28 protein-coding genes and 1 tRNA gene are annotated in these 24,367 nt (G+C 68.9%); 19 read left to right on the top strand and 10 right to left on the bottom strand.

Going from position 1 to position 24,367, the window contains the following annotated elements:
• The first annotated feature begins 8 nt into the window (after nucleotides 1-8).
• Both hisD and C8N44_RS00350 read left to right on the top strand, forming a co-directional pair.
• On the top strand, nucleotides 9-1,310 hold the full coding sequence (hisD, locus tag C8N44_RS00345; RefSeq protein ID WP_107974169.1) for a histidinol dehydrogenase: 1,302 nt from the start codon (nucleotides 9-11) through the stop codon (nucleotides 1,308-1,310).
• Nucleotides 1,311-1,425: 115 nt separating this feature from the next.
• Nucleotides 1,426-1,719, top strand: a complete 294-nt coding sequence (locus C8N44_RS00350) for a putative quinol monooxygenase (RefSeq protein WP_107974170.1) — start codon at nucleotides 1,426-1,428, stop codon at nucleotides 1,717-1,719.
• Nucleotides 1,720-1,801: 82 nt separating this feature from the next.
• Here the strand turns inward: C8N44_RS00350 and C8N44_RS00355 are convergent, their stop codons facing one another.
• Nucleotides 1,802-2,380, bottom strand: a complete 579-nt coding sequence (locus tag C8N44_RS00355) for a TetR/AcrR family transcriptional regulator (RefSeq protein WP_107974171.1) — start codon at nucleotides 2,378-2,380, stop codon at nucleotides 1,802-1,804.
• A 74-nt stretch (nucleotides 2,381-2,454) separates the two neighbouring features.
• Between C8N44_RS00355 and C8N44_RS00360 the strand changes: the two genes are divergently transcribed.
• The 11 genes from C8N44_RS00360 to C8N44_RS00410 all read left to right on the top strand — a co-directional run bounded on the left by C8N44_RS00360 (nucleotide 2,455) and on the right by C8N44_RS00410 (nucleotide 9,737).
• Nucleotides 2,455-3,114 carry an NAD(P)-dependent oxidoreductase gene (locus C8N44_RS00360; RefSeq protein WP_107974172.1) on the top strand — a complete coding sequence of 220 codons (660 nt, stop codon included), beginning with the start codon at nucleotides 2,455-2,457 and terminating at the stop codon, nucleotides 3,112-3,114.
• A gap of 82 nt (nucleotides 3,115-3,196) precedes the next feature.
• Complete coding sequence (locus C8N44_RS00365) at nucleotides 3,197-3,676, top strand: UPF0262 family protein (RefSeq protein WP_107974173.1); 480 nt, start codon at nucleotides 3,197-3,199, stop codon at nucleotides 3,674-3,676.
• 3 nt (nucleotides 3,677-3,679) lie between these two features.
• Complete coding sequence (locus tag C8N44_RS00370) at nucleotides 3,680-4,144, top strand: arsenate-mycothiol transferase ArsC (protein ID WP_107974174.1); 465 nt, start codon at nucleotides 3,680-3,682, stop codon at nucleotides 4,142-4,144.
• Nucleotides 4,145-4,156: 12 nt separating this feature from the next.
• Complete coding sequence (locus tag C8N44_RS00375) at nucleotides 4,157-4,558, top strand: ketosteroid isomerase-related protein (protein ID WP_107974175.1); 402 nt, start codon at nucleotides 4,157-4,159, stop codon at nucleotides 4,556-4,558.
• Entirely contained in the window at nucleotides 4,558-5,139 is a 582-nt protein-coding gene (locus C8N44_RS00380) for a GNAT family N-acetyltransferase (RefSeq protein ID WP_107974176.1), read from the top strand. Before C8N44_RS00375 ends, C8N44_RS00380 begins: the two co-directional genes overlap by 1 nt.
• A 43-nt stretch (nucleotides 5,140-5,182) precedes the next feature.
• The gene (locus C8N44_RS00385; RefSeq protein ID WP_107974177.1) at nucleotides 5,183-6,067 is read left to right on the top strand and encodes a carbon-nitrogen hydrolase family protein; all 885 of its coding nucleotides are present in this window, start codon (nucleotides 5,183-5,185) and stop codon (nucleotides 6,065-6,067) included.
• A gap of 82 nt (nucleotides 6,068-6,149) precedes the next feature.
• Nucleotides 6,150-6,368 (top strand): translation initiation factor IF-1, encoded by a 219-nt coding sequence (infA, locus tag C8N44_RS00390; protein WP_023849011.1) that lies wholly within the window; start codon nucleotides 6,150-6,152, stop codon nucleotides 6,366-6,368.
• A 30-nt stretch (nucleotides 6,369-6,398) separates the two neighbouring features.
• Nucleotides 6,399-6,989 (top strand): Maf family protein, encoded by a 591-nt coding sequence (locus C8N44_RS00395; RefSeq protein WP_107974178.1) that lies wholly within the window; start codon nucleotides 6,399-6,401, stop codon nucleotides 6,987-6,989.
• The gene (locus tag C8N44_RS00400; RefSeq protein ID WP_107974179.1) at nucleotides 6,986-8,014 is read left to right on the top strand and encodes a ribonuclease E/G; all 1,029 of its coding nucleotides are present in this window, start codon (nucleotides 6,986-6,988) and stop codon (nucleotides 8,012-8,014) included. Before C8N44_RS00395 ends, C8N44_RS00400 begins: the two co-directional genes overlap by 4 nt.
• Nucleotides 8,015-8,038: 24 nt before the next feature.
• Nucleotides 8,039-8,230, top strand: a complete 192-nt coding sequence (locus C8N44_RS00405) for a DNA gyrase inhibitor YacG (RefSeq protein WP_107974180.1) — start codon at nucleotides 8,039-8,041, stop codon at nucleotides 8,228-8,230.
• A gap of 253 nt (nucleotides 8,231-8,483) precedes the next feature.
• Nucleotides 8,484-9,737: an NAD(P)/FAD-dependent oxidoreductase gene (locus C8N44_RS00410; protein WP_107974181.1), complete on the top strand. Its 1,254-nt coding sequence runs from the start codon at nucleotides 8,484-8,486 to the stop codon at nucleotides 9,735-9,737.
• 9 nt (nucleotides 9,738-9,746) lie between these two features.
• On the opposite strand, the gene C8N44_RS00415 is transcribed toward C8N44_RS00410, so the two are convergent.
• Genes C8N44_RS00415 through C8N44_RS00425 form a run of 3 tightly spaced genes read right to left on the bottom strand, consistent with a single transcriptional unit; the run spans nucleotide 9,747 to nucleotide 12,839 of the window.
• Nucleotides 9,747-10,787, bottom strand: coding sequence for an ABC transporter substrate-binding protein (locus tag C8N44_RS00415; RefSeq protein ID WP_107974182.1), 1,041 nt, complete (start codon nucleotides 10,785-10,787; stop codon nucleotides 9,747-9,749).
• Nucleotides 10,784-12,175 carry a sensor histidine kinase gene (locus tag C8N44_RS00420; RefSeq protein WP_107974183.1) on the bottom strand — a complete coding sequence of 464 codons (1,392 nt, stop codon included), beginning with the start codon at nucleotides 12,173-12,175 and terminating at the stop codon, nucleotides 10,784-10,786. Before C8N44_RS00420 ends, C8N44_RS00415 begins: the two co-directional genes overlap by 4 nt.
• Nucleotides 12,168-12,839, bottom strand: a complete 672-nt coding sequence (locus C8N44_RS00425) for a response regulator transcription factor (protein WP_107974184.1) — start codon at nucleotides 12,837-12,839, stop codon at nucleotides 12,168-12,170. Before C8N44_RS00425 ends, C8N44_RS00420 begins: the two co-directional genes overlap by 8 nt.
• Nucleotides 12,840-13,009: 170 nt before the next feature.
• Here C8N44_RS00425 and C8N44_RS00430 point away from each other — a divergent pair, with 170 nt between their 5' ends.
• From C8N44_RS00430 to C8N44_RS00440, 3 genes are all read left to right on the top strand, one after another.
• Complete coding sequence (locus tag C8N44_RS00430; protein ID WP_107974185.1) at nucleotides 13,010-13,987, top strand: Bug family tripartite tricarboxylate transporter substrate binding protein; 978 nt, start codon at nucleotides 13,010-13,012, stop codon at nucleotides 13,985-13,987.
• An 83-nt stretch (nucleotides 13,988-14,070) separates the two neighbouring features.
• The gene (locus tag C8N44_RS00435; RefSeq protein ID WP_107974186.1) at nucleotides 14,071-14,502 is read left to right on the top strand and encodes a tripartite tricarboxylate transporter TctB family protein; all 432 of its coding nucleotides are present in this window, start codon (nucleotides 14,071-14,073) and stop codon (nucleotides 14,500-14,502) included.
• A 10-nt stretch (nucleotides 14,503-14,512) separates the two neighbouring features.
• Complete coding sequence (locus C8N44_RS00440) at nucleotides 14,513-16,051, top strand: tripartite tricarboxylate transporter permease (protein ID WP_107974187.1); 1,539 nt, start codon at nucleotides 14,513-14,515, stop codon at nucleotides 16,049-16,051.
• A 243-nt stretch (nucleotides 16,052-16,294) separates the two neighbouring features.
• Here the strand turns inward: C8N44_RS00440 and C8N44_RS23280 are convergent.
• Nucleotides 16,295-16,378: transfer RNA gene (locus C8N44_RS23280), tRNA-Tyr, on the bottom strand.
• A gap of 129 nt (nucleotides 16,379-16,507) precedes the next feature.
• On the opposite strand from C8N44_RS23280, the gene rlmB reads away from it, so the two are divergent.
• Nucleotides 16,508-17,281: a 23S rRNA (guanosine(2251)-2'-O)-methyltransferase RlmB gene (gene rlmB / locus C8N44_RS00445; RefSeq protein ID WP_107974188.1), complete on the top strand. Its 774-nt coding sequence runs from the start codon at nucleotides 16,508-16,510 to the stop codon at nucleotides 17,279-17,281.
• On the opposite strand, the gene C8N44_RS00450 is transcribed toward rlmB, so the two are convergent.
• The 4 genes from C8N44_RS00450 to C8N44_RS00465 form a co-directional block, all read right to left on the bottom strand.
• Nucleotides 17,263-18,225, bottom strand: coding sequence for a hypothetical protein (locus C8N44_RS00450; RefSeq protein WP_107974189.1), 963 nt, complete (start codon nucleotides 18,223-18,225; stop codon nucleotides 17,263-17,265). The two genes, rlmB and C8N44_RS00450, sit on opposite strands and share 19 nt — an antisense overlap.
• Before the next feature lie 161 nt (nucleotides 18,226-18,386).
• A complete protein-coding gene (gene rpsO / locus C8N44_RS00455) occupies nucleotides 18,387-18,656 on the bottom strand; it encodes a 30S ribosomal protein S15 (protein ID WP_107974190.1) in 270 nt (89 codons plus the stop codon).
• A gap of 163 nt (nucleotides 18,657-18,819) precedes the next feature.
• A complete protein-coding gene (locus C8N44_RS00460; RefSeq protein WP_107974191.1) occupies nucleotides 18,820-19,371 on the bottom strand; it encodes a hypothetical protein in 552 nt (183 codons plus the stop codon).
• A gap of 75 nt (nucleotides 19,372-19,446) precedes the next feature.
• Complete coding sequence (locus tag C8N44_RS00465) at nucleotides 19,447-19,980, bottom strand: DUF1643 domain-containing protein (RefSeq protein WP_107974192.1); 534 nt, start codon at nucleotides 19,978-19,980, stop codon at nucleotides 19,447-19,449.
• Between the two features lie 93 nt (nucleotides 19,981-20,073).
• Between C8N44_RS00465 and C8N44_RS00470 the strand changes: the two genes are divergently transcribed.
• Together C8N44_RS00470 and pnp are read left to right on the top strand one after the other, a co-directional pair.
• Nucleotides 20,074-21,045 (top strand): threonine ammonia-lyase, encoded by a 972-nt coding sequence (locus C8N44_RS00470; RefSeq protein WP_107974193.1) that lies wholly within the window; start codon nucleotides 20,074-20,076, stop codon nucleotides 21,043-21,045.
• Nucleotides 21,046-21,421: 376 nt separating this feature from the next.
• Nucleotides 21,422-23,560 carry a polyribonucleotide nucleotidyltransferase gene (gene pnp, locus C8N44_RS00475; RefSeq protein ID WP_107974194.1) on the top strand — a complete coding sequence of 713 codons (2,139 nt, stop codon included), beginning with the start codon at nucleotides 21,422-21,424 and terminating at the stop codon, nucleotides 23,558-23,560.
• Between the two features lie 58 nt (nucleotides 23,561-23,618).
• Here pnp and C8N44_RS00480 read toward each other — a convergent pair whose 3' ends face one another.
• Nucleotides 23,619-23,957, bottom strand: coding sequence for a hypothetical protein (locus tag C8N44_RS00480; RefSeq protein ID WP_107974195.1), 339 nt, complete (start codon nucleotides 23,955-23,957; stop codon nucleotides 23,619-23,621).
• Nucleotides 23,958-24,367 lie beyond the last annotated feature (410 nt).

Raw genomic sequence — 24,367 nt, forward strand, 5'->3', positions numbered from 1 at the left:
GGTCTGCCATGCCCGTCTTTCTCGACACCACCGAGACCGGCTTCGACGCCGCGTTCGAGGCGCTGCTCACCGCCAAGCGCGAGGACAGCCCCGACGTCGATGAGACCGTGGCCGGGATCATCGCGGACGTGCGCGCCCGCGGCGACGCGGCCCTGATCGAGCTGACGGCCAAATTCGACAGGCTCGCTCTGTCGCAACAGACGCTCGCCGTCTCGCGCGCCGAGGTCGATGCCGAGATCGCCAAGGTCTCGGCCGAGGACCGCGCGGCGCTTGAACTGGCCGCGCAGCGCATCCGGGCCTACCACGTCCGCCAGATGCCCGAGGATGCCAAATGGACCGATCCCGAGGGCGCCATGCTGGGCTGGCGCTGGACGCCGGTCTCGGCCGCGGGGCTTTACGTGCCCGGGGGGCTGGCCTCCTATCCTTCCTCGGTGCTGATGAACGCCATTCCCGCCAAAGTGGCGGGGGTCGGGCGGCTCGCCATCACCGTGCCCACGCCTGACGGGGTGATGAACCCGCTTGTGCTGCTCGCCGCGCGCATCGCAGGGGTGGACGAGATCTACCGCGTGGGCGGCGCGCAGGCCATCGCAGCGCTGGCCTACGGGACCGAGACAATCGCGCCGGTGGACAAGATCACCGGGCCGGGCAATGCTTTCGTGGCGGCGGCCAAGCGGCGCGTCTTCGGCAAGGTGGGCATCGACATGATCGCGGGCCCCTCGGAAATCCTGGTGATCGCCGAGGGCGACAACGATCCCGACTGGGTGGCGCTCGACCTGCTGAGCCAGGCCGAACACGACGAGAGCGCCCAGTCGATCCTGATCACCCCCGACGCGGCCTTCGGCCGGGCGGTGGCCGAGGCGGTTGAAAAACGCCTGCCCGATCTCGAACGCGGCCAGATCGCGGGTGCGAGCTGGCGCGATTTCGGCGCCGTCATCGTGACCCGCGACCTCGACGAGGCGGCGGCCCTGTCGAACCGCGTCGCCCCCGAGCACCTCGAACTCTGCGTCGCCGACCCCGAGGCGCTGTCGGAGAAGATCACCCACGCGGGCGCCATCTTCCTCGGCCAGTGGACGCCCGAGGCGATCGGGGATTACGTGGGCGGACCGAACCACGTGCTGCCCACGGCGCGCTCGGCGCGGTTCAGCTCGGGGCTTTCGGTGATGGACTTCCTCAAGCGGACCACGCTGGCGAAGATGACCCCCGAAAGCCTGCGCGCCATCGGGCCGGCGGCGGCGACGCTGGCCACCTCGGAGAGCCTCGAGGCGCATGGGCTGAGCGTGCTGGCGCGGCTCGACAAGCTGAACCGCTGAAAGGGCGTCCCGGGCCGGGACATCTTTCCGTTCTATATGAATCAATGGCTTACAGAGACGAATTTACCGTTTCTTAGGAATGTCCCGCGAAAGGGGCAGCCCGGGAGGGCAACACATGAGCGACAATGAGGCCGCCCAGGTCCACCTCAACGGCCATCTGATCTGCAGCAGCCCTGACGAGCTGGCGACGGTCGAGACTTACCTGCCCGACCACATCCGCCTGACCCGCGCGGAGCCCGGCTGCCTGTCCTTCGATGTCACGCAGACCGAGGACCCGATGGTCTGGCGCGTCGCCGAATGCTTCATCGACCGCGCCGCCTTCGAGGCGCACCAGAGACGCGTGAAAGCCTCGGATTGGGGCCGGGCCACCGCGGGCATCCGACGCGCCTACGAGGTGACCGGGACCTGACGCCGCCCCTTCTTCTTGGCAGAAATACTCCGGGGAGCGCGAGGGGCTGGCCCCTCGCTTCCGCACTCAGCCACCCGCGCCGTCAGTCGCAGAGCGCACGCCGGGTGAGATCCTGCATCCGCACCACATAGACCTCTTCGCTCCAGCCGCAGTCGCGGCAGAGGTGGTCCCAGTTGCGCACCGACAGCAGTGTCCAGAGCAGGTCGATGGCCTGCTGCTCGGACAGATCGACCCGCAGGCAGCCGTCCGCCGACAGCGCCCGCACCGCCGCCGCGCAGCCATCGCGCATGGCGGCCATGCGGTCGTCCCAGGCGGCGCGGGCCTCGGCGTCGGTGTCGTACATGGCCATGAGGGCTCGTGCGACGGCGTGCACCTTGGGGATGTAGCTGCCCCAGGCCGCGACCCAGGCATCGAGCCGGGCGGGTCCGTCGGGGGCTGTGCGACTGGGGGCGAGGAGCCGGTCGATCTCGTTCACCTCGTCCATCCAGCGGGTCAGCGCCACCAGCAGGTCGGCGCGGGTGGAAAAATGCAGGTAGACGGCCTGACGGCTGATGCCTGCGGCCTTGGCGATATCGGACATGCGAACCTGTCCGCCCCCTTCGAGAAGCTGGCGAGCGGCGGCGAGGATTTTCGTGCGGGTGTGGGAAGACTCACTTGACATGGCGTCAAGTACGACGCAGAAGCTCCCCTGTCAACTTGACACTATGTCAAGTTCATCCCGAAAAGGAAATTGCCATGACCGTCCCCTCCCATCCCGCCCAGCCGCGTTCCGTCATCGTCTTCGGCGCCACCGGTTCCGTCGGATCCCTTGCAGTGCAGAGCTTGCTCGACGAGGGCCACGCCGTGACCGCCTTTGCCCGGCGTCCCGAAAGGCTCGGGGTGCAGCATGCAAGGCTGCGCCGCATCGCGAGCGATGCGCTGGATTTCGAAAGCGTCAGCGCGGCCATGCCGGGGCACGATGCGGCGATCGTGACGCTCGGAGCCGGGTCCGCGCTGCGCTCGCGCATCCGTTCGGAAGGCACGCTGAACGTGATCCGCGCGATGCAGGTGCATGGCGTGCCCCGGCTGGTGGTGCAGAGCACGCTCGGCGCGCATGAAAGCTGGGGCAATCTCGATTTCTGGTGGAAGCGGGTGATGTTCGGCGCGCTGCTGCGGCCGGTGCACCGCGACCACGAGTTGCAGGAACAGCTTGTCCGGGCGAGCGGGCTCGATTGGACCATCGTGCGCCCTTCGGCCTTTGTCGACGGTCCCGCGACGGGCGCCTTCCGCGTGGGTTTCGCGCCCGTCGAGCGGAACCTGAAGCTCAGGATCGCGCGGGCGGACGTGGCGGAGTTCCTGGCGCGGCAGTTGTGCGAGCGGGCCTGGTCGGGCCGCGCGGTCGGGATCTCGACCTGAGGGCGGGCATGTCCCGCAGGACATATTGTCAAGTCGTGCGGGCGGCTGCTATCCCTGATGCCGCACCTGCGAAAGTCCGCCCATGAGCCGCATCGCGCATATCGACCTGGACGACGCCAACCTGCCGCCGCCGACGCCCGAGATCGAGCAGGAGCGGCGGGTGGCGATGTTCGACCTGATGGAGCAGAACAGCTTTGTCCTTCCGGCGCGGGCGGACCGCGAGGTGCCGCCCGGGCCCTACAACGTGGGCCTGTCGATCCGGGACAAGCGGCTGGTCTTCGACGTGGCGACCGAGGCGCAGGAACAGGCGGCCGAGTTCCACCTGTCGCTGTCGCCCTTCCGGCAGGTGGTCAAGGACTACTTCCAGATCTGCAAGAGCTACTTCGACGCCGTGAAGACCCTGCCGCCCAGCCAGATCGAGACCATCGACATGGCCCGGCGCGGCATCCACAACGAGGGCGCGCGCATCCTGCAGGAGCGCCTGGAGGGCAAGGTCGAGGTCGACGACGATACCGCGCGGCGGCTTTTCACCCTTGTCTGCGTTCTGCACTTCGGGGTCTGAGGCGTGGGCGGGCTTCCCCAGTCGATCCTCTTCTGCTGCGACCACAACACCGTCCGGTCCCCGATGGCCGAAGGCATCATGAAGAAGGTCTTCGGGACCGAGATCTACGTGCAGTCCGTGGGCGTGGTGAACGACCTGGAAATCGACGGTTTCGCCATCGCGGTCTGTTCCGAGATCGGAGTGGAACTGGCGCGACACCGGGCGCGCAGCTTCGAGGAACTCGAAAGCATGGGCGAGGCGCTGTCGGGTTTCGACCTGGTCGTGGCGATGTCCGATGCCTCGCGGCGGGTGGCGCTTGAGATGACGCGCTATTACCACCTCAGCGTGGAATACTGGCCGATCCTCGACCCCACGGGGCTGGGCGAGACGCGGGAATGCAAGCTCAACGCCTATCGCCAGACGCGGGACCAGATCCGCGGGCGCGTGGTCGACAAATGGGGGCACGCGCGGACGCGTCCCCTGGTGTGAAGGAGTACGAACTTGAACGAGACGCGTGCGGTGATCGAGGCCTATTTCAGGGCCTTCAACGCGGATGACACGGCGGCGATGCTGGACTGCCTCGCCGAGGACGTGGCCCACCACGTGAACGAGGGGCAGGTGCGCGTGGGCCGTCAGGCCTTTGGCGAGTTCTGCACCCACATGAGCTACTGCTACGCCGAGCAACTGACCGACATGGTCGTCTTCGCGAGCGAGGACGGCACGCGGGCGGCGGCGGAATACACGGTGAACGGTACCTACAAGGCGACCGACAGCGGGCTGCCCGAGGCGACGGGCCAGACCTACCGGCTGCCGGCGGGGTCGTTCTTCTCGGTGCGCGACGGGCTCATCAGCCGCGTGGTCACCTACTACAATCTCGCCGACTGGATCCGGCAGGTGTCTTGATGCGGGTCGAGGTGCTGACGGGGGCGGCGCTGGACGCGGCGCTCGACGACGTGGCGCGGTTGCGGATCGAGGTGTTCCGGGCCTTTCCCTACCTCTACGACGGGGATCTCGCCTACGAGCGGGAGTATCTGCAGACTTACCGCGACAGCGCGGGCGCGGTGCTCGTGGGCGCCTTCGACGGTGCGCGGCTGGTGGGGGCGGCCACGGGCACCCCCATGGAGGACCACGCCGAAGATTTCGCGGGGGCCTTCGACGGCACGGGATACGCGCTGGGCGACATCTTTTACTGCGCCGAATCCGTGCTGCTGCCCGAGTACCGCGGGCGCGGCGTAGGGCCCCGGTTCTTCGACCTGCGCGAGGATCACGCGCGGGCGATGGGGCGGCACTACAGCGCCTTCTGCGGCGTGGTGCGGTCCGCCGACCACCCGCTGCGGCCCGACGATCACGCCCCGCTCGACCCCTTCTGGCGCAAGCGCGGCTACGCGCCGCTGGACGGCGTCGTCGCCCATTTCCGCTGGAAGGACGTGGATGCGGCCGAGGAAACGGCAAAGCCACTGCAGTTCTGGATCAAGGCGCTCTGACAAGGTAGAGCGGCGCCAGCGCAGAGCCGCGAAAGGAATCGCTATGAAACTCGCCGCCGCCGCATACCCGATGGAGTTTCTCGACAGCTGGGATGCCTATGCCGACAAGATCGGCCACTGGGTTGCCGACGCTGCCGGGCAGGGGGCCGATCTGCTGGTTTTCCCCGAGTACGGGGCCATGGAGCTTGCCACGCTGGCGGGCGAGAAGGTGGCGGGGGACCTGGAAGCGTCGCTTCACGCGGTGTCCGAGCGTCTGCCCGAGGCCGACGCGCTGCACGCCGAGTTGGCCGCGCGCCACGGGGTGCACATCCTCGCGGCCTCTGCCCCGGCCTTCGATCCCGAGCTGGGCGACCGCCCTGTGAACCGCGCACGGCTTTTCGCGCCATCGGGCGCCATGGGCGTGCAGGACAAGCAGCTCATGACGCGATTCGAGCGCGACGACTGGGGCGTCGAGGGCGGCGGTCCGCTGCGGCTGTTCGATACGGAGCTGGGCCGGATCGGCGTGCTGATCTGCTATGACAGCGAATTTCCCCTCTTGGGCCGGGCGCTGGCCGAGGCCGACATACTGCTGGTCCCCTCCTGCACCGAGGCGCTGTCGGGCTACTGGCGCGTGCGCATCGGGTCCATGGCCCGGGCACTGGAAAATCAGTGCGTGACGGTCATGTCCTCGACCATCGGCGACTGCGCGTGGTCACCGGCGGTGGACACCAACTGCGGCTGCGGCGGCATCTTCGGCCCGCCGGACACGGGCTTTCCGGCCACCGGCGTGCTGGCCGAGGGGCAGCTCAACCGCGAGGGCTGGACCTATGCCGAGATCGACACGGATGCCATCGCGCGGGTGCGCGCCGACGGGGTGGTTCTGAACCGTACGCACTGGAACGAGCAGCATGGCCGCGACGGTGCGGTGCCGGTGACGCCGCTGCGCTGATTCCCGCTTGAAAAGCAGCGGGATTGGGCCCATATGACCGCATGTTTCGCATATGAGCGAAGCGGCAAAGGACGGAGTGACCATGGCCAAGGAAGACACGCTCGAATTCCCCGGTGTCGTCAAGGAACTCCTGCCGAATGCGACGTTTCGGGTCGAGCTGGATAACGGCCATGAGATCATCGCACACACGGCAGGCAAGATGCGCAAGAACCGTATCCGGGTTCTCGCCGGCGACCGGGTTCAGGTTGAAATGACCCCCTACGACCTCACCAAGGGCCGTATCAATTATCGCTTCAAGTAAGACGGCGGGCGCCGTGCCTGCCGCTTTCAGATGAACCAGCGCCCCCGACTCATCCTCGGCTCCGGAAGCCCGCGCCGGCGCGAATTGCTCGCGCAGCTCGGGGTCGTGGCCGACGACATCCGCCCCCCCGACATCGACGAGGATCCCCGCAAGGGGGAACTGCCACGGCCCTACTGCCTGCGGCTCGCACGCGAGAAGGCGCTGGCCGTTCAGGCCTCGGACGACGAGATCGTGCTCAGCGCCGACACCACTGTCGCCATGGGCCGCCGCATCATGGGCAAACCCGCCGACGCCGACGAGGCGCGCGGCTTCCTGAAGGCGCTGTCGGGCCGCCGCCACCGCGTCGTGACGGCCATGGCCGTGCGCCGCGGCGACAAGGTCTGGGAGCGTGACGTGGTCACGCAGGTCAAGCTCAAGCATCTCTCGGTCGCCGAGGTCGAGGCCTACATCGCCAGCGGCGACTGGCAGGGCAAGGCCGGCGGCTACGGCATCCAGGGGCCCGCCGGGGCCTTTGTTCCGTGGATCTCGGGCAGCTTCACCGCCGTGGTGGGCCTGCCGCTGTCGGAAACCGCCAACCTGCTGGTGGCCGCGGGCTACCCGCTCTACGAGGTGACGACATGAAGGGTGTGACCATCGCGCTCGACCACGTGAAAGGCCGCGAGGCCGCCGCGCTGATCCGCGACGGCAAGCTCGAGGACCTGCTCATCGACAGCGACCGGCCGCGCCCCGGCCATATCTACCGCGCCGTGGCCGATCGCCCGGTGAAGGGGCAGGGCGGCATCTTCCTCAGGACACCCGACGGCAATGCCTTCCTGCGCCAGATCAAGGGCGTGGCCCCGGGGGACGAGATGCTGGTGCAGGTGACGGGCTACGCCGAGCCGGGCAAGGCGATCCCGGTGACGCCGCGCCTGCTGTTCAAGTCGCGCTACGCCATCGTCACGCCCGGTGCGCCGGGGCTGAACATCTCGCGCCAGATCCGCGAGGACGACGAGCGCGACGCCCTTCTGGAAATCGCCCACGAGGCCGTGGCGGAAACGCCGCTGCCCGAGGGCGCGGGCCTGATCCTGCGCTCTGCCGCCGCCGGCGCGGATGCCGATGAGGTGGCCGAGGACATCGCCGCCATGGCCGCGCTTGCCGCCAAGGTGCTCGAAGATGCGGGCTCCGGCCCCGAGCTGCTGCTCGAGGGCGACGGGCCGCACCTGCTGGCCTGGCGCGACTGGACCGATCCGGCCTCGGTCGACGCGGAGGAAGGCAGCTTTGATCGCCATGGCGTGACCGACGAGATCGAGGCCCTGAGCCGTGCCTCGGTGCCCGTGGGCAGCGCCGAGATGCGCATCGAACCCACCAGCGCGCTGGTGGCCGTCGACATCAACACGCGCGGCGACACCTCGCCCGCCGCCGGGCTCAAGGCCAATCTCGCCGCGCTGCGCGATCTGCCGCGCCAGCTGCGCCTGCGGGGCCTTGGCGGCCAGGTGGTGGTCGATCCCGCGCCGTGCCCCAAGAAGGAGCGCAAGCAGATCGACGGCATGCTGCGCGCCGCCTTCAAGCGCGAGACGGCGGAGACCACGCTGGTGGGCTGGACGCAGATGGGGCTGATCGAGATCCAGCGCCAGCGCGACCGTCTGCCGCTTTCGGAAAGCCTCTGACCAGGCCCTGACAGGGAGGAAGCCATGAGCTGCCCAATCTGCAACAAGGACAGCGTGGAGCGCTACAAGCCCTTCTGCTCGGCGCGCTGCGCGGACGTGGACCTCGCCCGCTGGATGGGCGGGCGCTACGCGATCCCTGCCGAGGATCCGCCCGACGCCGAAGAGGCCGAGCAGATCCTGCGCGCTCTCGAAGAGGGCAACGACACCCTGCACTGAACTGCGGTTCCGGGGGCGGCGTCGAGGTTGCGCCATCCGCCGATGACATGCCCGGGCCCTTCCGCATCGGCGGGGCGGGCACGAATGTCCGCAAACGTGGATCTCTCGTGTCGGACGGGGGCATCACTCTGCCGGCATGTCCCACCGCGACGAAGGGGCGGTTCGGCCGAGGGTAAGCAGGCCGCCTGACACAACCTGTGGCGGCAGGGGAACTTCGCTTGACGCAGCGGTTCGCATGACCCCACATGCGCCTATGACCCCCTCCTCCCCCCGGCACGTGGTGGTGGTCGGCGCCGGCATCGTCGGCACCGCCACCGCAATATGGCTGCGCCGTTTCGGCGCCGACGTCACGCTCATCGACCGCGATCCGCCAGGGCAGGGGGCGTCGTTCGGCAACGCCGGGGTGCTCGCCGCGGGCGCGGTCGTGCCGGTTACGACGCCGGGGCTCTGGAAGAAGGCGCTTCCCATGCTGCTGCGGCGGGACTCGCCGCTGTTCCTGCGCTGGGGCCATCTCCCGAAGCTCGCGCCCTTCCTCACGCGTTACATGTCACATGCAACCGACGCGGATGTGCGCGAGGCGGCCGCCGCGCTGGCGCCGCTGACCTCGGACAGCGCGGAGCAGCATCTCGCGCTGACCGAAGGGCTGACGGCGCGGCGCCACGTCGTCCCGGGCGAGTACCTGCACGCCTATGCCGACCGCGCGGCGTTTGACGCCGACGGCTATGCTTGGGGCCTGAAGGCCGAGTACGGCTTCGGCGCCGAGGAGGTTCTGACCGGCGGCGCGGTGCAGGAGGCCGAGCCGAGCCTCGGCGACAGCGTGGGCTGTCTCGCTATCCAGAAGCACCACGGGCATATCACCGACCCCGGGGCCTATGTCGCGGCACTCGCCCGAGACTTCGAAGCCATGGGCGGTCGGGTGATGCGTGCGGGCGTAAAGGCGATCACGGTGGAGCATGCGAAGTTCACGCACCTCGAGACCGACGCCGGGCCGGTGCCCTGTGACCGGGCCGTGATCGCCTGTGGCGCGCATTCGGCGCCGCTGCTTCAGGGACTGGGACTGACCCTGCCGCTCGAGACCGAGCGCGGCTATCACCTGCATTTCAAGGGTGGCAGTGGCGGGCCCTCGCGGCCGGTCATGGTCGCCGCGGGCGCCTTCGTCGCCACGCCGATGGAGACCGGCGTGCGCTGCGCGGGCGTGCTGGAGTTCGGCGGGCTCGACAGGGGGCCGTCGCGGGCACCCCTCGCGATGCTGCGCCGGCTGTCGGCACGGGCCTTCCCGGGGCTTGCCGCGCCGGAGGTCGAGGAATGGATGGGCCACCGCCCGGCGTTGCCTGACAGCCTGCCGGTGATCGGCGAGGTTGGACAGAGCGGCGTGCACGCGGCACTGGGGCATCACCACGTGGGGCTGACCGCGGGGCCGCGCACCGGGCGCCTGGTCGCGGCCGAGATCATGGGCAAGCGTGAGAACCTCGATCTTACGCCCTACAGCCCCGCGCGTTTCAGTTGACGGGTCCTGTCAGGGTGCGGCGGTTTCGGGCCGGAAGGAGTCGTCCCAGAGTTGGAACAGCGCCGCGCGGCGGCTGGCGTCGCGGGCCACGAGCAGGGCAGGCGAGAGTGCGATGAAGCGGCGGGCGCTGGGGGTCAGGCCGCTTTCGGCGGCGTCGAGCGTCGTGACCAGCCCGGCGCGTGCCATCATCTCCTGTGCCTCGGGCGAGAGAAGGAATTCGAGCAGGCGTGTCGCGGCCGCGGGTGCAGCGGCCTCCTTCGGGATCATGTAGCCACGCGAAAGCACCAGCGTGTAATCCTCGGGCAGCACCATGCCGACCTCGGCGGTGTCCGCGGCGGCCAGCACGTAGGAGCCGAGCACGTTGTAGGCCATCAGGTAGCGGCCTTCGGCCACGCCGCGGATGATCTCGGCCGAGCAGCAGGTGGCCACGGCGTCGATGCGGGCGAAGCCTTCGAGCAGCGAGCCGAAGGTGGTGGCTTCGAGGCTGTCGGCATGGGCGAATAGAAAGCCCAGCCCGGAATCGGCGATGTCGTAGGTGGCGATGCGCCCGCGCAGCAGGTCCGGCCGGCTGCGCATCATGTCGAGCAGGGCGAAACGGTCGCGCGGCACCTCGTCCCCGGCGATGGCGGCCTTGTTGTAGACGATCACGGCCGGTTCGGTCGTGATGCCCCAGAGTTCATCGCGCCAGCGGCGTGCCTCGGGAAGGGCGGCGGTCGCGGGCGAGCGATAGGGCGCGGCGCAGGCGGCATTCACCAGCCAGACCATCTGCTGCACTGCCGAGGACAGCACTGCGTCGGCGGGCGCGGCCTCGCCGCGGCAGGCGGCGCGGCTCTGCGCGAAGAGCGCGTTGGAGCCCCATTGCTCGTAGTGCAGGGCGAGGTCGGGATTGGATGCGGCAAAGCGTTCCATGACCGGGCGGAGGATGGCGATGTCGGTGGTCGAGCGCACGAGCAACCGGGTGTCGCCCGTCCCGAAGCGGGCGGCGGCCTCCTGCGCCGGTGAGGGGCGCGGCGCGAGGGCGAGCAGCAGGAGGAACAGCAGGCGGATCATGGGGTCTCCGGTTCGGCGGGAAGCACAAGCGCGGTGCGGAAGCCTGGGGCTTCCCGTGTCATCTCGACGGTCCCGTCGAAGGCCTCGGCCACGGACGTCACGATGGAAAGCCCGATGCCCGCGCCCTCTTCGCGGCTGCCGGAGGAACGGTTGAAGCGCTCGCCCAGCCGCGCGGCGGTGGCGTGGCTGGGGCCTTCGCCGCAGTCGCGGACCCAGAGCACGGCCTGCGGCCCGTGCCGTTCGGCGCCGATGGTGACGGGCGGCGTGCCGTGCCGGAGCGCGTTGGAGAGCAGGTTGCGGGCCGCCTCGCGCAGCGAGAAGGCGTCGGCGCGCACCATGACCGGGTCCTCGCCGATCTCGAGCCGTATCTCGACCCCGGGGGCGAGCAGCTCGTGGTCCTGCGTCTCGAGGATCTCGAGGGCCACCTCGCGCAGGTCCACGGGCAGGCGCGGGGCGCTGTCGGTGCGGTGGATGACCATGGCGCGCGACAGGAGCTGATCGAGCAGCGTGCCGAGCGAGCGGGTGCGCGCCAGCAGACGCTCCTGCGCGCGGCTGCGATCCTGTTCGGTGGTTGCCGCCTGCGCGCTTTCGGCCTGGACGCGGATCGCCGCGACCGGCGTGCGCAGCTGGTGGGCGGTGTCGGAGATCAGGTTGCGCATGGCCTCGACCTGCCGGTCGAGGCGGGACATGAAGCGGTTCATCGCCTGAAGCATGACCTGAAGTTCGGCGGGCAGGCGGTCGGTCTGCATGGGGGTCAGATCCTGCGGATCGCGCCGGGCAAGGTCCTCCGACAGGGCCTCGAGCGGGCGCAGGGCCGAGCGGGTGACCACCCAGGAGATCGCCATGAGCACGGCGCCCGCCACCGCCAGCGGCCAGAGCGCGTCGACCACGAGCTGTACCGTCAGCGCCTGTCGTGCGCGGCGGGTCTGGCCCACCAGCACCTCGACCTCGCCCGAAAAGGCGCGTTCCGCGAAGCGTCGGGTGACGCGGACGAAGCGGGCGGGTTCGCCGTGAAGTGCCGCGTCGAAGTAGGCGGGGCCTGTATCGTCCGTCGCGGGGGCATCGATGCTCAGCGTGGGGTCGAGCCCGGTGATGAAGCGCCCGCCGTGGCCGCGCACGTCGTAGTAGATGCGGTCCTCGGGCGCCTGGGCGAGCAGTTCGAAGGCCGAGACCGGCAGGTCCACGAAGGGCGCGCCGCCTTGGACGCGGATCGACTCCGCGATGTCCTGCGCCGCCCCGAGAAGCAGCCGGTCGTAGGCGGCCCGCGCCGCCTGGCGTCCGTTGAGATAGGTCGAGCCGGTCACCAGCAGGGCACCGAGCAGCAGCAGCAGGAAGACCGCGGCCAGCACCCGCGTGGCAAGGCTGCGCGGGGCCCGTGTCTCAGCCATCGAGGCCGATCCGGTAGCCCACGCCGCGGCGGGTGGAGATGCTGACACCGCTGCCGGCGAACTTCTTGCGCAGCCGCGCGATGTAGAGCTCGATGGCGTTCACGCCGACGTCCGCATCGTCGAAGCCGTAGAGGGAGTTGTAGAGCCGGGTCTTCGACAGGAATTGGCCCTGGTGGCGGACGAGCGCGTCGAGAAGCGCCGCCTCGCGCCGGGTGAGATCGAGCCGCTTGCCGCCAAGCACGGCGCTGCGGTCGCTGGGCGTGTAACTGAGCGGGCCGAGCTCGATGTCGTGGCTCTTGCGCTCCGCCTCGCGGCGCAGGAGCGCGCGCAGTCGGGCCTCCAGCTCGCGCTGGTCGAAGGGCTTGCCGAGGTAGTCGTCGGCGCCCGCGTCGAGCGCCGTCACCCGGTCGTCGACCGAGGCCAGCGCGGTCAGCATCAGCACCGGGGTCCGGTCGCCACCTGCCCGGATTTCGCGCAGGAGGCCCAGTCCCGAGCCGTCGGGCAGGTTAATGTCGAGCACCAGCGCGTCGTAGTCTTGCACGGCACGGAAATCGCGCGCAGCCTCGATCGTGGATGCGAGGTCGCAGACCATGCCCGCGCGCGACAGCTGCGCGATCACGCCCTCGGCCAGGTCCTCGGCATCCTCGATCATCAGGAATCTCATGCGTGCCGTCGCCCCCCCGCGGCATGTCCTGTCCCCGGTGACAGGTTGTTGACAGGTATCTTCGTTACATATTCCCGACCCCGCAGGAAAGGGCCGCGACACGGTGGTGGCTGCGGGGGGCACGGTTACCGGCTCGAAGGAGCGAGGCGGGCCTACCTGAGGAGGGATACATGAGATTTTCCGCAACCCGCAGCGCGATTGCCGCTGCCATCCTGTCGCTGTCCGCCGTGGCGGTATCCGCACAGGAAAGCCCCGAGTGCATCGCCCCGGCCAACCCGGGCGGTGGCTGGGACTTCACCTGCCGCCAAGTCGGCAAGACGCTGCAGGACCTTGGCCTGATCGACAGCACCATGCAGGTCGTGAACCTGGCCGGCGGCGGCGGCGGCGTGGCCTTTGCCGAGGTCGTGAACAAGCGCGGCGACGACGACAACCTGATCGTCGCGGCCAGCACGGCCACCGCGACCCGTCTTGCCCAGGGCGCCTACCCGGGCAACACCATGGACCAGGTCCGCTGGGTGTCCTCGATCGGCGCCGACTACGGCGTGATCGCCGTCGCCGCCGACAGCGAGATCGACACGCTGCCGCAACTGCTGGATGCCATCAAGGAAGACCCCCGGTCGACCTCGGTCGCGGGCGGTTCGGCCGTGGGCGGCTGGGACCACCTGAAGGTGCTGATCGCCGCCAATGCCTATGGCATCGAGGACGTGCGCCAGGTGAAATACATCGCCTTCGACGGCGGCGGCGAGGCCGTGACCCAGCTTCTGGCAGGTTCCGTGCAGGCCTTCACCGGCGACCTTTCGGAGGCCAAGGGCTTTGTCGACAGCGGCGACATCAAGGTCATTGCCGTGCTCGCGCCCGAGCGTCTGGATGGCGAGTTCGCCGAGTTCCCGACCGCCCGCGAGCAGGGTGTCGAGGCCATCGGCGCCAACTGGCGCGGCTTCTACGCGCCCGGCAACATGAGCGACGAGGCCTACGAGAGCTGGGTGTCGCATATTTCCGAGCTTTATGCCTCGGACGAGTGGAAGCAGATCATGGCCGCCAACGGCCTGGCGCCGCTCGACCTACAGGGCGCCGAGTTCGAGCAGTTCGTCTCCGATTCGGTCAGCCAGATCCAGGACATCTCGCGCGAGATTGGCATCATCCGCTGACCGCGTGACAGGTCACGATTTCCGGGCGCCGCGCTTCCGCGCGGCGCCCCATCCATAATCAGACACCCGACAAGGAGTTCGCCATGAGCGATCGTATCTTCGGGGTCGTCGGTATTCTCCTCGCCATCGGTTTCGCGATCTCAGCGCTCGCGATCGAGGAGAGCTTTCTCTCGGATGCCGTCGGCCCAAAGGCCTTCCCCCTGATCATCGCCGCCGTGCTGGGCCTCTCGAGCCTGGCGATTGTGCTGCGCCCCGACCTTGAGCCGGAGTGGCCCGCGCTCGGACGGCTGGCCGAGATCGCCGCGGCGGTCGTGGTCATGATCCTCTACGCGCAGCTGCTGACGGTCGTGGGCTTCGTCATCGCGACGGCCTTTGCCGCGGCCTACCTGGCCTGGCGGTTGGGATCGTCGGCACTAGAAGCCGTGGCCGTGGGCATCGGCAGCTCGGTCGGCATCTACGTCATCTTTCACCTGATCCTCGGCCTGTCGCTGGCCGAAGGGCCACTCGGCTTCTGAGGGGGCGCGCATGGAAATTCTCGCATCACTCGGAGACGGCTTCGGCATCGCGCTGACCTGGCAGAACCTTCTGCTGGCACTGCTGGGCTGCTTCCTCGGCACGATCATGGGTGCGCTGCCCGGGCTCGGGCCCTCCAACGGCGTGGCGATCCTGATCCCGCTTGCCTTTACCCTCGGCCTTGGCGCGACGCCCTCGCTCATCCTGCTGACTTCGGTCTACTACGGCGCCATGTACGGCGGCCGGATCTCGTCGATCCTGCTGGGCATTCCCGGCGACGAGCCGGCGATGATGACCGTTCTGGACGGCCACCCCATGGCCAAGAAGGGCATGGCGGGCGAGGCGCTATCGCTTTCGGGCATCGCCTCCTTCGTGGGCGCGTTCTTTGCCACCTGGGGCCTGATCCTTCTGGCTCCGCAGCTCGTGAAGATCGCGCTGCTCTTCGGCCCGGCCGAGTACTTCGCGCTCTTCGCGCTGGCCTTCATGACGCTGGGCGGCGTGTCCTCGACCAACCAGGCGAAATCGGCCTTCGCCGCGGCGCTGGGCCTTGGCCTTGCCACCATCGGCGTCGATACGCAGACCGGCGTGCCGCGCTTCACCTTCGGCGAGGTGCACCTCTACGACGGGCTCGATTTTCTCGTGGCCATCGTCGGGCTCTTCGCTCTGTCCGAGGTCTTCATCTTCCTCGAGCACCGTCACGGCGGCTCGGACGCGGAAGGGCGCAAGTTGAACATCGGGCGGCTCTACCCGCCGATGTCGATGCTCAAGCGGTGCACGCCGACCATGCTGCGCACCTCGGTGCTGGGCTTCGTGGCGGGCGTTCTGCCGGGGGCGGGCGCCTCGCTGGGCTCGTTCATCTCGTACTCGATGGAAAAGCGGCTGGTGGACAAGGACAAGACCTTCGGCACCGGCGATCCGCGCGGCGTGGCCGCGCCCGAGGCGGGCAACAACGCCGCGGCCGGTGGTGCGCTGGTGCCTATGCTGGCGCTGGGCGTGCCCGGGTCGGGCACCACGGCGGTGCTTCTCGCGGTGCTGCTGTCGCTCAACATCACGCCGGGGCCGCTGCTCTTCTCGCAGAACCCCGATGTGGTCTGGGGCCTGATCGCGGCGCTCTTCATCGCCAACTTCATGCTGCTGGCGCTGAACATCCCGATGGTGGGGCTTTTCACGCGGGTGCTCATGGTGCCTTCGCGGATCCTGATGCCCATCGTGGCCATGGTCAGCTTCGTCGGCATCTACGGCATTTCGGGCAGCAGCTTCGACCTCATGGTCATGATCGGCTTCGGCGTCATGGGCTGGGTGCTGCGCAAGCTCGACGTGCCGCTGGTGCCGATCATCCTCGGGACGCTGCTGGGCAACTCGATGGAGAACAACCTGCGCCGCGCGGTGACCATCGACAACGGCAACTGGCTCACGCTGGTGGACAGTCCGCTGTCGCTGATGCTCTGGGCGATCGCCATCATCGGCTTCGTGCTGCCGCTTATCGTGGGCGCGCGGGTGAAGGCCAAGATGCACGAACGCCGCGACGAGGAAGGCTCGATCAGCGACTGATCGCGCCGGACTGTCCCGGTACCGGCAAGCCGGGACACAGCGATCCGCCCGTATCCCCACGCGCGGGCGGATCGCGCCTTTCCCATCGGGCGGGTCGCCCGGATCCCTTGAAAATGACAGACGCGCTACCGCGCCGCCCGACCAACGGGACAGCGCGCGCCGTTCCGACGCGTCTTGCGCGGAGCCGTCACCGGGCGGGGATGCCGCGGGGCCTTGCGGCCGGTCAACGATGGGGTGGGGGGATGGTGGGCGACCCTGGAATCGAACCAGGCGTGGGTCTCCCCGGCGGATTTACAGTCCGCTGCCGCACCTTGCAGCGCGTCGCCCATACCGGGCATCGCCCGGCAGTGGGGAGGCGGATACCGAACCCCCAAAGCGGCGTCAACAGGAAATTCCCTTGCACGCGGGGGTGCCCCCGGGGCATGACACGGGCCTCGCGAAGGGAAGGTCCGCACCATGGTCAAGAAGCCCAAATGGGTGGTCGAGAAGGAGCGCACGCGCAAGGTCGCGGCGCAGGAAACGCTGTGGCTGTTCGGCCTGCACGCGGTGCGCGACGCGCTGGAAAATCCGCGCCGCGAAAGGCTGAGGCTGATCGTGACGCCCAATGCCGAGGCCAAGCTTGCCGATGCCATCGCCGCCTCTGGCATGACGCCAGAGGTCAGCGATCCGCGCAGGTTTTCCGCCCCGCTCGATCCCGGGTCGGTCCACCAGGGTGCCGCGCTCGAGGTGAAGCCGCTCGACTGGGGCAGTCTCGAGGAGGTGGCGCTGGGCGACGGGCCCATGCGGCTGGTGCTGCTCGACCGGGTGAGCGATCCGCACAACGTGGGCGCCATCCTGCGTTCGGCCGAGGTGCTGGGCGCGCGCGCCGTGATCGGCACGCGCCACCATTCGGCGCCAGAGACGGGCTCGCTCGCCAAGGTGGCCTCGGGCGCGCTGGAACGGCAGCCCTATCTGCGCGAGACCAACCTTGCCGACACCATCCTGAAGCTGCGTGACATGGGCTGGATCGTGCTCGGCCTCGACGGCGAGGCCGAGCAGACCATCGAGGAAGCCGTCGAGGGGCGCCGCGACCGGCCCGTTGCGCTGGTGCTGGGCGCCGAGGGGCCGGGGCTGCGTCCGCGCACCCGCGAGGTCTGCGATCAGCTGGTGCGCATCCGCGCGGCGGGCGCCTTCGGCTCGCTCAACGTGTCGAACGCCGCCGCCGTCGCGCTTTACGCCGCCGCGGCCTGAACCGCGGCGCGGCGGGGATTGGGTTCGCCCCGGTCGCGCAGCACGGCGAAGATGCGGCCCTTGACGCTCCAGGAGATGCCGAAGGCGAAAAGCGCCAGCGCCTCGACCCAGAAGGTGCCGTTGGCGGCGTTCCAGACGATCTTGAGGCCGTTGGGCAGAATCGCGAACTGCACCGCCAGCGCCACGAGGCAGCCGATGATGACGGCCCCGCAGGCGCGGTAGATCACGTTGCGCCACCACTTGCGGGTGAAGCGGACCGGTTCGGCGTCCTCGGGGCCGGCTTTCTGGTTCCGGGTGAAGACCACCAGCGAATAATAGGCGAGGATCGCGAACATCACCGCCGCCGAGGCGTAGTGGATGGCGCCGAACACGAAATTCTCGAATTTCAGGGCGTGCCAGAGATCGAAGCGGGCGACGCCCGCCGCCGCGGGCTGCTGGTCGAGGGGGAGGTCGGGGATTCGCAGCGCCTCGGGCAGGCCGACAATGTCGCCGCCCTGCGTCCCGATCAGGAAGGTCCGGATCGCGCTGCCGGCGAAATCCTCACAGCCTGTCCCGCCCGTGGGCGAGAAGGCCACGCCGAAGGCGCAGAGCCCGGCCAGCCGCGCCAGCCAGATGTCGCGGGGGTGGTGGCCCTTGTAGCCCTCGACCGGGATCTGCCCGCCGCGCGGTGCCTTGGGCAGCTTGTAGAAGAACAGCATCAGCACCCCGATGACCGAGAGCGCGCCGACCAGGATGTCGCCGCCGAGGGGGCTGTAGTAGTAGTGGCTGATCGAGTTGATGCCAGGGCAGATGGCGTCGAAGGCTCCGACCGCGAGCAGCGCCAGCGGCAGGCCGAGCGCGATGAGGCCCACGGCCCGGTTGGCGGATTCGAGGCTGATGCGGAATGGCAGCGCCTCGCGTTCCTGTGCGGTCAGGATCGCCGCGTCCTGCGCCTTCTCGGTCATGCAAATCTCCTGCAGATACAATCAACGCGCGAATTCTGCGCGTATTCCGGAGATCGGACAATTCAAATGTGCCAGGGCCGTGCGCGGGTGGGCGGCAAGAGAAAACGCCCGCACCTTGCGGTACGGGCGTTTCCGGGAAACTCGTGATGAGGCTCCGTGCCTTAGCGGCGGATGCCTAGGCTCTTGATGAGGTCGCGGTAGCGGTCCTCGTTCTTGGCCTTGAGGTAGTCCAGCAGCTTCCGGCGCTGTGCGACCAGCTTGAGAAGGCCACGGCGCGAGTGGTTGTCCTTCTTGTGGGTCTTGAAGTGCTCGGTCAGCGTGCTGATGCGCGAGGTCAGGATGGCCACCTGGACTTCCGGCGAACCGGTGTCGCCTTCCTTGGTGGCGTATTCCTTCATCAGGCGGGTCTTTTCTTCCGCGGTAATCGACATCGGGGTCTCCTTTCAGAAAACATGTGGGTCATGGCGCAAGCCGGGATGTCGTCCAGCAGGGCCCGTGGAGAAACACCACCCCGGACGCGCGGGACGCGCCGGGGGGGATGCTCGCGTATAGGCCAGGCGCGCGCGCTTGAAAACCCCTGCGTTGGCATTGGGATCAGATAGGGCGCCCGGACGGGGCCAGGTCGGGCATGACCCAGACCACCTCGATGATCTCGGGCAGCTCGGCGGCCCGCAGCGTCGCAAGCACCTGCCCCCCGGCCACGATCTCTCGCACCCCGGGATCGGCCGCAGCCGGGCGGAACGCGATACCCTGCGGGGCAGGGAGGTCGGACAGGATCACGATCTGGTCGTGGGCCGGGTCGAAGGACCCAAGATCGGTGACCGAGGGGGCATGGGCGGGCGGCGCGGGCAGGGGGAGTGCGGTTTCGCCGTTGTCGACGCGCAGGAGCGGGGCGGAGCTCGGACGCGCCCCCGCGGCCCGCGGATCGACGCGATCGGCGGCGGTCAGCGTCCCGTGGCGGCGCAGGGCGTCCGGGGCCGTCCTGTGTGCTTGGCGCCTGGGGGCCGGCAGCGACGTGACCGAATCACTATATGTCTCGCTGAGGGGGATATCGCGACCGGGCCTGTGAGAGGGTGTGTGCCAGGGAACCGTCCAGGGGACCGCGCACAGGAGAACCAGGCCCAGCAGCCCGCTCATCAACAGCATTCCGATCCTCCCGCCAGTTGCTCCGCAGCGCGCCGCACTGCAGCGCCCTTCCCGGAAGTGCTACCTCGAACATGGTTAATCGTTCATCAAGCCCAATTCCGGGTAACGAGCATCAATCGGCCAAGCGGCGGGCAACACGGCGTAGGAGCGGTAGAGCGGATGGCGGGGGTGGCCGTCACGTGTCAGGCCGAGATGGCGCACGTCGCCGGGCAGCCAGGCGGCCACCTCGGGGCCGCGCCCGAGCAGGGCGCCATGCACGCCCCAGGCCGCCAGGACCTGCGCCGCGTCCTGCGCCCAGTCGCGAAGCAACAGATCGTTCTCGGGCCCCACCGGGGCCTCGGCCCGGGCGAGATCGCGGGGGCGGGTGGCGCGGTAACCGAACAGGTTGGCGATGCGCATGGCGCCGAACCCGAGTTGTTGTGCGCGCCGCTGGCAGCGCGCGATGGTCGGGTCGTTTGCTTCTTCGGTCGCCGTCGAGGGGTTCAGCATCACGAAGAGCAGCGCGCCGCCGGTGCCCCAGCGACGCTCCAGCCCGTAGCGGTAGGCCTCGCAGGGGGAATACCAGGCGGCGCTGCGGATGCCGTCTGCCTCTGCCCGTCTCTCGATCATGGCGCGCATCCTGCCCCGGGTCGCGGGGGGCGGCAAGCATTGACAAGCCCGCTCGACCTGCCCCTGATCGCGGCGACAGGAAAGGACTGCCCAATGGACATCGCCCGTATCGAAGCCGCCGCCGCCCGCCTGGAGGGCCACGTGCGCCGAACGCCTCTGCTTTCGTCGCACGCGCTCGACGCGATCGCCGGCCGCCGGGTGCTGGTTAAGGCGGAGTGCCTGCAGCACACCGGCAGCTTCAAGGCACGCGGCGCCTGGGCGGCGCTTTCGGCCCTGCCCGAGGAGGTGCGGGCCAATGGCGTCATCGCCTTTTCCTCGGGGAACCACGCGCAGGGTGTGGCGCGCGCGGCGCAGGCCTTTGGCGTGCCGGCCGTCATCATCATGCCCTCGGACGCTCCGGCGCTGAAGATCGAGGGTACCAGGGCGCTGGGCGCGGAGGTGGTGCTTTACGAGCGGGCCGGCGGCAGCCGCGAGGAACTGGGCGCGCGGCTGGCTGCGGAACGGGGGCTGACGCTGGTCAAGCCCTACGACGAGCCCGAGGTGATTGCCGGGCAGGCCACCTGCGGGCTCGAGATCGCCGAGCAGGTGGCCGAGGAGGGGGTGCGCGAGGCGGATCTGCTGACCTGCTGCGGGGGCGGGGGGCTCACCGCGGGCATCGCGCTCGCGGTCGAGGCGAAGGCGCCGGGGCTGTGCGTGCGCCCGGTCGAACCCGAGGGCTACGACGACACCGCCCGCTCGCTCGCCGCGGGGCGGCGGCTGCGCAACGAGGTCGAGGCCGGCGGGCTCTGCGATGCGATCCTGACGCCCACGCCGGGTGAGATCACCTTTCCGGTGCTCGCGCGGCTTTGCGGACCTGGGCTGGTGGTGAACGAGGCGGAGGTGCTGCGGAGCATGGCGCTGGCGGCGCGTCACCTGAAGATCGTGGCCGAGCCGGGCGGTGTGGTGGCGCTGGCCGCCGCGCTGTTCCGGGGGGACGAGATCGAGGGCGATGCGGTGATCTGCACCGTCTCGGGCGGCAATGCCGACCCGAAAGTGCTCGCACGCGCCATGGCGCTGGAGGTCTGAGCGCGGCGCGGGAGGGGGCTCTGCCCCCGGCCCTGCGGGCCTCCCCCGAGGTATTTGGGGCGAAAAGAAGCGGGCGGGGCGGCGCCGACCTGCGGGCCGGGGCGGGGGCGGCTGTGCCTGTTGTCGGGCTTGTTGCTGCCGCGGATGGTCCAGAAGGGCCTGCGGGTCGCGCGCTGGCCTGCCGATCCTGACCCGCACGGCAGATCGGCGCTTTGCAAGAGACGCAAAAACCTGTATCGGCGGCCCCACATCTGAGACGTGGCGCGACGACCCCCGCGCCGTGGAATCATTGGTGAAGAGGGGTCGGCGGCAATGGGGCCGCCATTGACACGGGGACCCGGGATACGCCCGAGGAGCGCCCCAATAGGATAGACGCATGTTCAAAGAGACGAAGAAGACGATGCAGTGGGGGGAGGAAACCCTCACTCTGGAAACGGGCAAGGTGGCCCGCCAGGCCGACGGCACCGTCATCGCGACGCTGGGCGAGACCTCGGTCATGGCCAACGTGACCTTCGCCAAGCAGGCCAAGGAAGGTCAGGATTTCTTCCCGCTGACCGTCCACTACCAGGAAAAATACTATGCTGCCGGCAAGGTGCCCGGTGGCTTCTTCAAGCGCGAGGCGCGTCCGACCGAGAAGGAAACGCTGACCGCGCGCCTGATCGACCGCCCGATCCGCCCGCTTTTCGTGCCCGGCTTCAAGCATGAAGTGCTGGTGATGTGCACCGTGCTGAGCCACGATCTCGTCAACGATCCCGACGTCGTCGCGATGATCGCCGCCTCGGCCGCGCTGACGATTTCCGGCGTGCCTTTCATGGGCCCGATCGCGGGCTGCCGCGTGGGCTACGAGGGTGGCGAATACGTCCTGAACCCCACCGTGGATGACATGAACATCCTGCGCGACCAGCCCGAGCAGCGGCTCGACCTCGTGGTGGCGGGCACCAAGGACGCCGTGATGATGGTCGAATCCGAGGCCTACGAGCTGTCGGAAGAGGAAATGCTGGGCGCGGTCCTGTTCGCGCACGAGCAGATCCAGCCGGTCGTGGACCTGATCATCGACCTGGCCGAGGACGCCGCCAAGGAGCCCTTCGACTTCACCCCGCCGGATTACTCCGAGCTTTTCGCGGCGGTGAAGAAGCTGGGCGAGACCAAGATGCGCGAGGCCTACGCGATCCTCGACAAGCAGGAGCGCACCGCCGCCGTCGCCGCCGCCAAGGAGGCCATCAAGGCCGAGCTGAGCGAAGAGCAGCTCGAGGATGCGAACCTCGGCTCCGCCATCAAGAAGCTGGAATCCAGCGTTCTGCGCGGTGACGTGGTCAAGAACGGCCGCCGCATCGACGGCCGGGCGCTCGACGAGGTCCGCCCGATCGTGTCCGAGACCGGCCTGCTGCCGCGGACCCACGGCTCGGCGCTGTTCACCCGTGGCGAGACGCAGGCGCTGGTCGTGACCACGCTGGGCACTGGCGACGACGAGCAGTTCATCGACGCGCTGCACGGCAACTTCAAATCGAACTTCCTGCTGCACTACAACTTCCCGCCGTACTCGGTCGGTGAAGTGGGCCGCGTGGGCAGCCCTGGCCGCCGCGAGATCGGCCACGGCAAGCTTGCCTGGCGCGCGCTGCAGGCGGTTCTGCCGGCGGCGACGGATTTCCCCTACACGATCCGCATCGTGTCGGAGATCACCGAGTCCAACGGCTCGTCCTCGATGGCCTCCGTCTGCGGCGGGTCGCTGTCGATGATGGACGCGGGCGTGCCGCTCAAGGCGCCGGTTGCGGGTGTGGCCATGGGCCTGATCCTCGAGGACGACGGCGAGTACGCGGTCCTGACCGACATCCTTGGCGACGAGGATCACCTCGGCGACATGGACTTCAAGGTCGCGGGCACCGAGAACGGCATCACCTCGCTCCAGATGGACATCAAGGTGGCCGGCATCACGCCCGAAATCATGCGCAAGGCGCTGGCCCAGGCCAAGGACGGCCGGATGCACATCCTGTCCGAGATGGGCAAGGCACTGAGCGAAGTGGGCGAATTCTCGGTCCACGCGCCGCGCATCGAGACCATGCACATCCCCACCGACAAGATCCGCGAAGTGATCGGGTCGGGCGGCAAGGTGATCCGCGAGATCGTGGAAACCTCGGGTGCCAAGGTCGACATCAACGACGACGGCGTGGTGAAGATCGCGTCCTCGGACGGCGAGGCCATCAAGCGCGCCTACGACATGATCCACTCGATCGTGGCGGAGCCGGAAGAGGGCCACATCTACAAGGGCAAGGTCGTGAAGATCGTCGACTTCGGTGCCTTCGTGAACTTCTTCGGCAAGCGGGACGGTCTTGTGCACGTGAGCCAGATCGTGCCGCGCCGCCTGAACCATCCTTCGGACGAGCTGAAGGAAGGCCAGGAGGTCTGGGTCAAGCTGCTCGGCTTCGACGATCGCGGCAAGGTGCGCCTGTCGATGAAGGTTGTCGACCAAGAGACCGGCGAGGAAGTCGTCGAGAAGAAGGAAGAGAACGCGGAGTGATCCGCAACCTCTGACCGGCTTTCGAAGGGCGCCCAGCGGGGCGCCCTTTTTCGTGGGCTCAGGGGTGTTCGACGTGCGGGAGGGGCAGGTCCGGCGCGTGGTGGCGCGGCGGGTGACGGAAATGATCCGGCCGCTTGCGGGGACGGGTCTGTGGCACGTAGCTGGCCGCTGCGCCAATGAGCCCGGCGGCCACCATGGCATCCAGCATCTGCGGCGAGAGCGTGGTATAGCCCTGTCCGCCAAGCGGGTCGGCCGCGTTGCGTGAAGCGGCGCTGTGATGCGCGCCATTGAACACCGGGGGTGGGGCCACCGGGCCACCATCGTCGGCGGGTGTGCCGCCGGCATGGAGCGGCACTGCCAGCAGCGCGGCGAGACAGGTCGGGATGATACGGAACATGCGCGTGCCCTTCGCTTTTGGAGCCGCCATGGTGACAGCGAAGCCTTACCGCGTCCTTACACCCTTTCCTTCAAAGGCCTGCAGTTTCCTCTGCGGCTTTTTACGGGCTGTTAGACCCTTGCGGCGATGGTGCCCCCAGAGGTGCTCGGCAGGCGAGGTACCGGCGTGAGGTGATGGGGACAGGCGCGACGGATTCCGGCCGTCCTACTGCCTTCGTCCGGGGCGCGACCCCGGCGCTGGCCGTGGGGCAGACACCTCTGGCTACGGTCGGTGTCTGCCCGCCCCGCTGCGGCGAACCCCTTCATGATTGGCCGAAAGGCGAGGGAAGACTGTCTCGGGCGCTATCCCGCGCGCCCGGTGGAGTGCCGCAGGGAAACCTCTTCACCGTTCACCGCATCTTGCAGCCTTCG

It is taken from the genome of Allosediminivita pacifica, assembly GCF_003054175.1.
GTDB lineage: Bacteria > Pseudomonadota > Alphaproteobacteria > Rhodobacterales > Rhodobacteraceae > Allosediminivita > Allosediminivita pacifica.

What these genes read in the sequence shown, in the direction of transcription:
- C8N44_RS00405 (WP_107974180.1), top strand. Translation starts at nt 8,039, where the DNA reads ATGAGCTGCCCAATCTGCAACAAGGACAGCGTGGAGCGCTACAAGCCC.
- C8N44_RS00400 (WP_107974179.1), top strand. Translation starts at nt 6,986, where the DNA reads ATGAAGGGTGTGACCATCGCGCTCGACCACGTGAAAGGCCGCGAGGCC.
- C8N44_RS00395 (WP_107974178.1), top strand. Translation starts at nt 6,399, where the DNA reads ATGAACCAGCGCCCCCGACTCATCCTCGGCTCCGGAAGCCCGCGCCGG.
- C8N44_RS00460 (WP_107974191.1), bottom strand. Translation starts at nt 19,371, where the DNA reads ATGCTGTTGATGAGCGGGCTGCTGGGCCTGGTTCTCCTGTGCGCGGTC.
- C8N44_RS00410 (WP_107974181.1), top strand. Translation starts at nt 8,484, where the DNA reads ATGACCCCCTCCTCCCCCCGGCACGTGGTGGTGGTCGGCGCCGGCATC.
- C8N44_RS00365 (WP_107974173.1), top strand. Translation starts at nt 3,197, where the DNA reads ATGAGCCGCATCGCGCATATCGACCTGGACGACGCCAACCTGCCGCCG.
- rlmB (WP_107974188.1), top strand. Translation starts at nt 16,508, where the DNA reads ATGGTCAAGAAGCCCAAATGGGTGGTCGAGAAGGAGCGCACGCGCAAG.
- C8N44_RS00480 (WP_107974195.1), bottom strand. Translation starts at nt 23,957, where the DNA reads ATGTTCCGTATCATCCCGACCTGTCTCGCCGCGCTGCTGGCAGTGCCG.
- C8N44_RS00450 (WP_107974189.1), bottom strand. Translation starts at nt 18,225, where the DNA reads ATGACCGAGAAGGCGCAGGACGCGGCGATCCTGACCGCACAGGAACGC.
- C8N44_RS00360 (WP_107974172.1), top strand. Translation starts at nt 2,455, where the DNA reads ATGACCGTCCCCTCCCATCCCGCCCAGCCGCGTTCCGTCATCGTCTTC.
- pnp (WP_107974194.1), top strand. Translation starts at nt 21,422, where the DNA reads ATGTTCAAAGAGACGAAGAAGACGATGCAGTGGGGGGAGGAAACCCTC.
- C8N44_RS00355 (WP_107974171.1), bottom strand. Translation starts at nt 2,380, where the DNA reads ATGTCAAGTGAGTCTTCCCACACCCGCACGAAAATCCTCGCCGCCGCT.
- C8N44_RS00350 (WP_107974170.1), top strand. Translation starts at nt 1,426, where the DNA reads ATGAGCGACAATGAGGCCGCCCAGGTCCACCTCAACGGCCATCTGATC.
- C8N44_RS00470 (WP_107974193.1), top strand. Translation starts at nt 20,074, where the DNA reads ATGGACATCGCCCGTATCGAAGCCGCCGCCGCCCGCCTGGAGGGCCAC.
- hisD (WP_107974169.1), top strand. Translation starts at nt 9, where the DNA reads ATGCCCGTCTTTCTCGACACCACCGAGACCGGCTTCGACGCCGCGTTC.
- C8N44_RS00465 (WP_107974192.1), bottom strand. Translation starts at nt 19,980, where the DNA reads ATGATCGAGAGACGGGCAGAGGCAGACGGCATCCGCAGCGCCGCCTGG.
- C8N44_RS00440 (WP_107974187.1), top strand. Translation starts at nt 14,513, where the DNA reads ATGGAAATTCTCGCATCACTCGGAGACGGCTTCGGCATCGCGCTGACC.
- infA (WP_023849011.1), top strand. Translation starts at nt 6,150, where the DNA reads ATGGCCAAGGAAGACACGCTCGAATTCCCCGGTGTCGTCAAGGAACTC.
- C8N44_RS00420 (WP_107974183.1), bottom strand. Translation starts at nt 12,175, where the DNA reads ATGGCTGAGACACGGGCCCCGCGCAGCCTTGCCACGCGGGTGCTGGCC.
- C8N44_RS00415 (WP_107974182.1), bottom strand. Translation starts at nt 10,787, where the DNA reads ATGATCCGCCTGCTGTTCCTCCTGCTGCTCGCCCTCGCGCCGCGCCCC.
- C8N44_RS00385 (WP_107974177.1), top strand. Translation starts at nt 5,183, where the DNA reads ATGAAACTCGCCGCCGCCGCATACCCGATGGAGTTTCTCGACAGCTGG.
- C8N44_RS00425 (WP_107974184.1), bottom strand. Translation starts at nt 12,839, where the DNA reads ATGAGATTCCTGATGATCGAGGATGCCGAGGACCTGGCCGAGGGCGTG.
- C8N44_RS00435 (WP_107974186.1), top strand. Translation starts at nt 14,071, where the DNA reads ATGAGCGATCGTATCTTCGGGGTCGTCGGTATTCTCCTCGCCATCGGT.
- C8N44_RS00380 (WP_107974176.1), top strand. Translation starts at nt 4,558, where the DNA reads ATGCGGGTCGAGGTGCTGACGGGGGCGGCGCTGGACGCGGCGCTCGAC.
- C8N44_RS00430 (WP_107974185.1), top strand. Translation starts at nt 13,010, where the DNA reads ATGAGATTTTCCGCAACCCGCAGCGCGATTGCCGCTGCCATCCTGTCG.
- rpsO (WP_107974190.1), bottom strand. Translation starts at nt 18,656, where the DNA reads ATGTCGATTACCGCGGAAGAAAAGACCCGCCTGATGAAGGAATACGCC.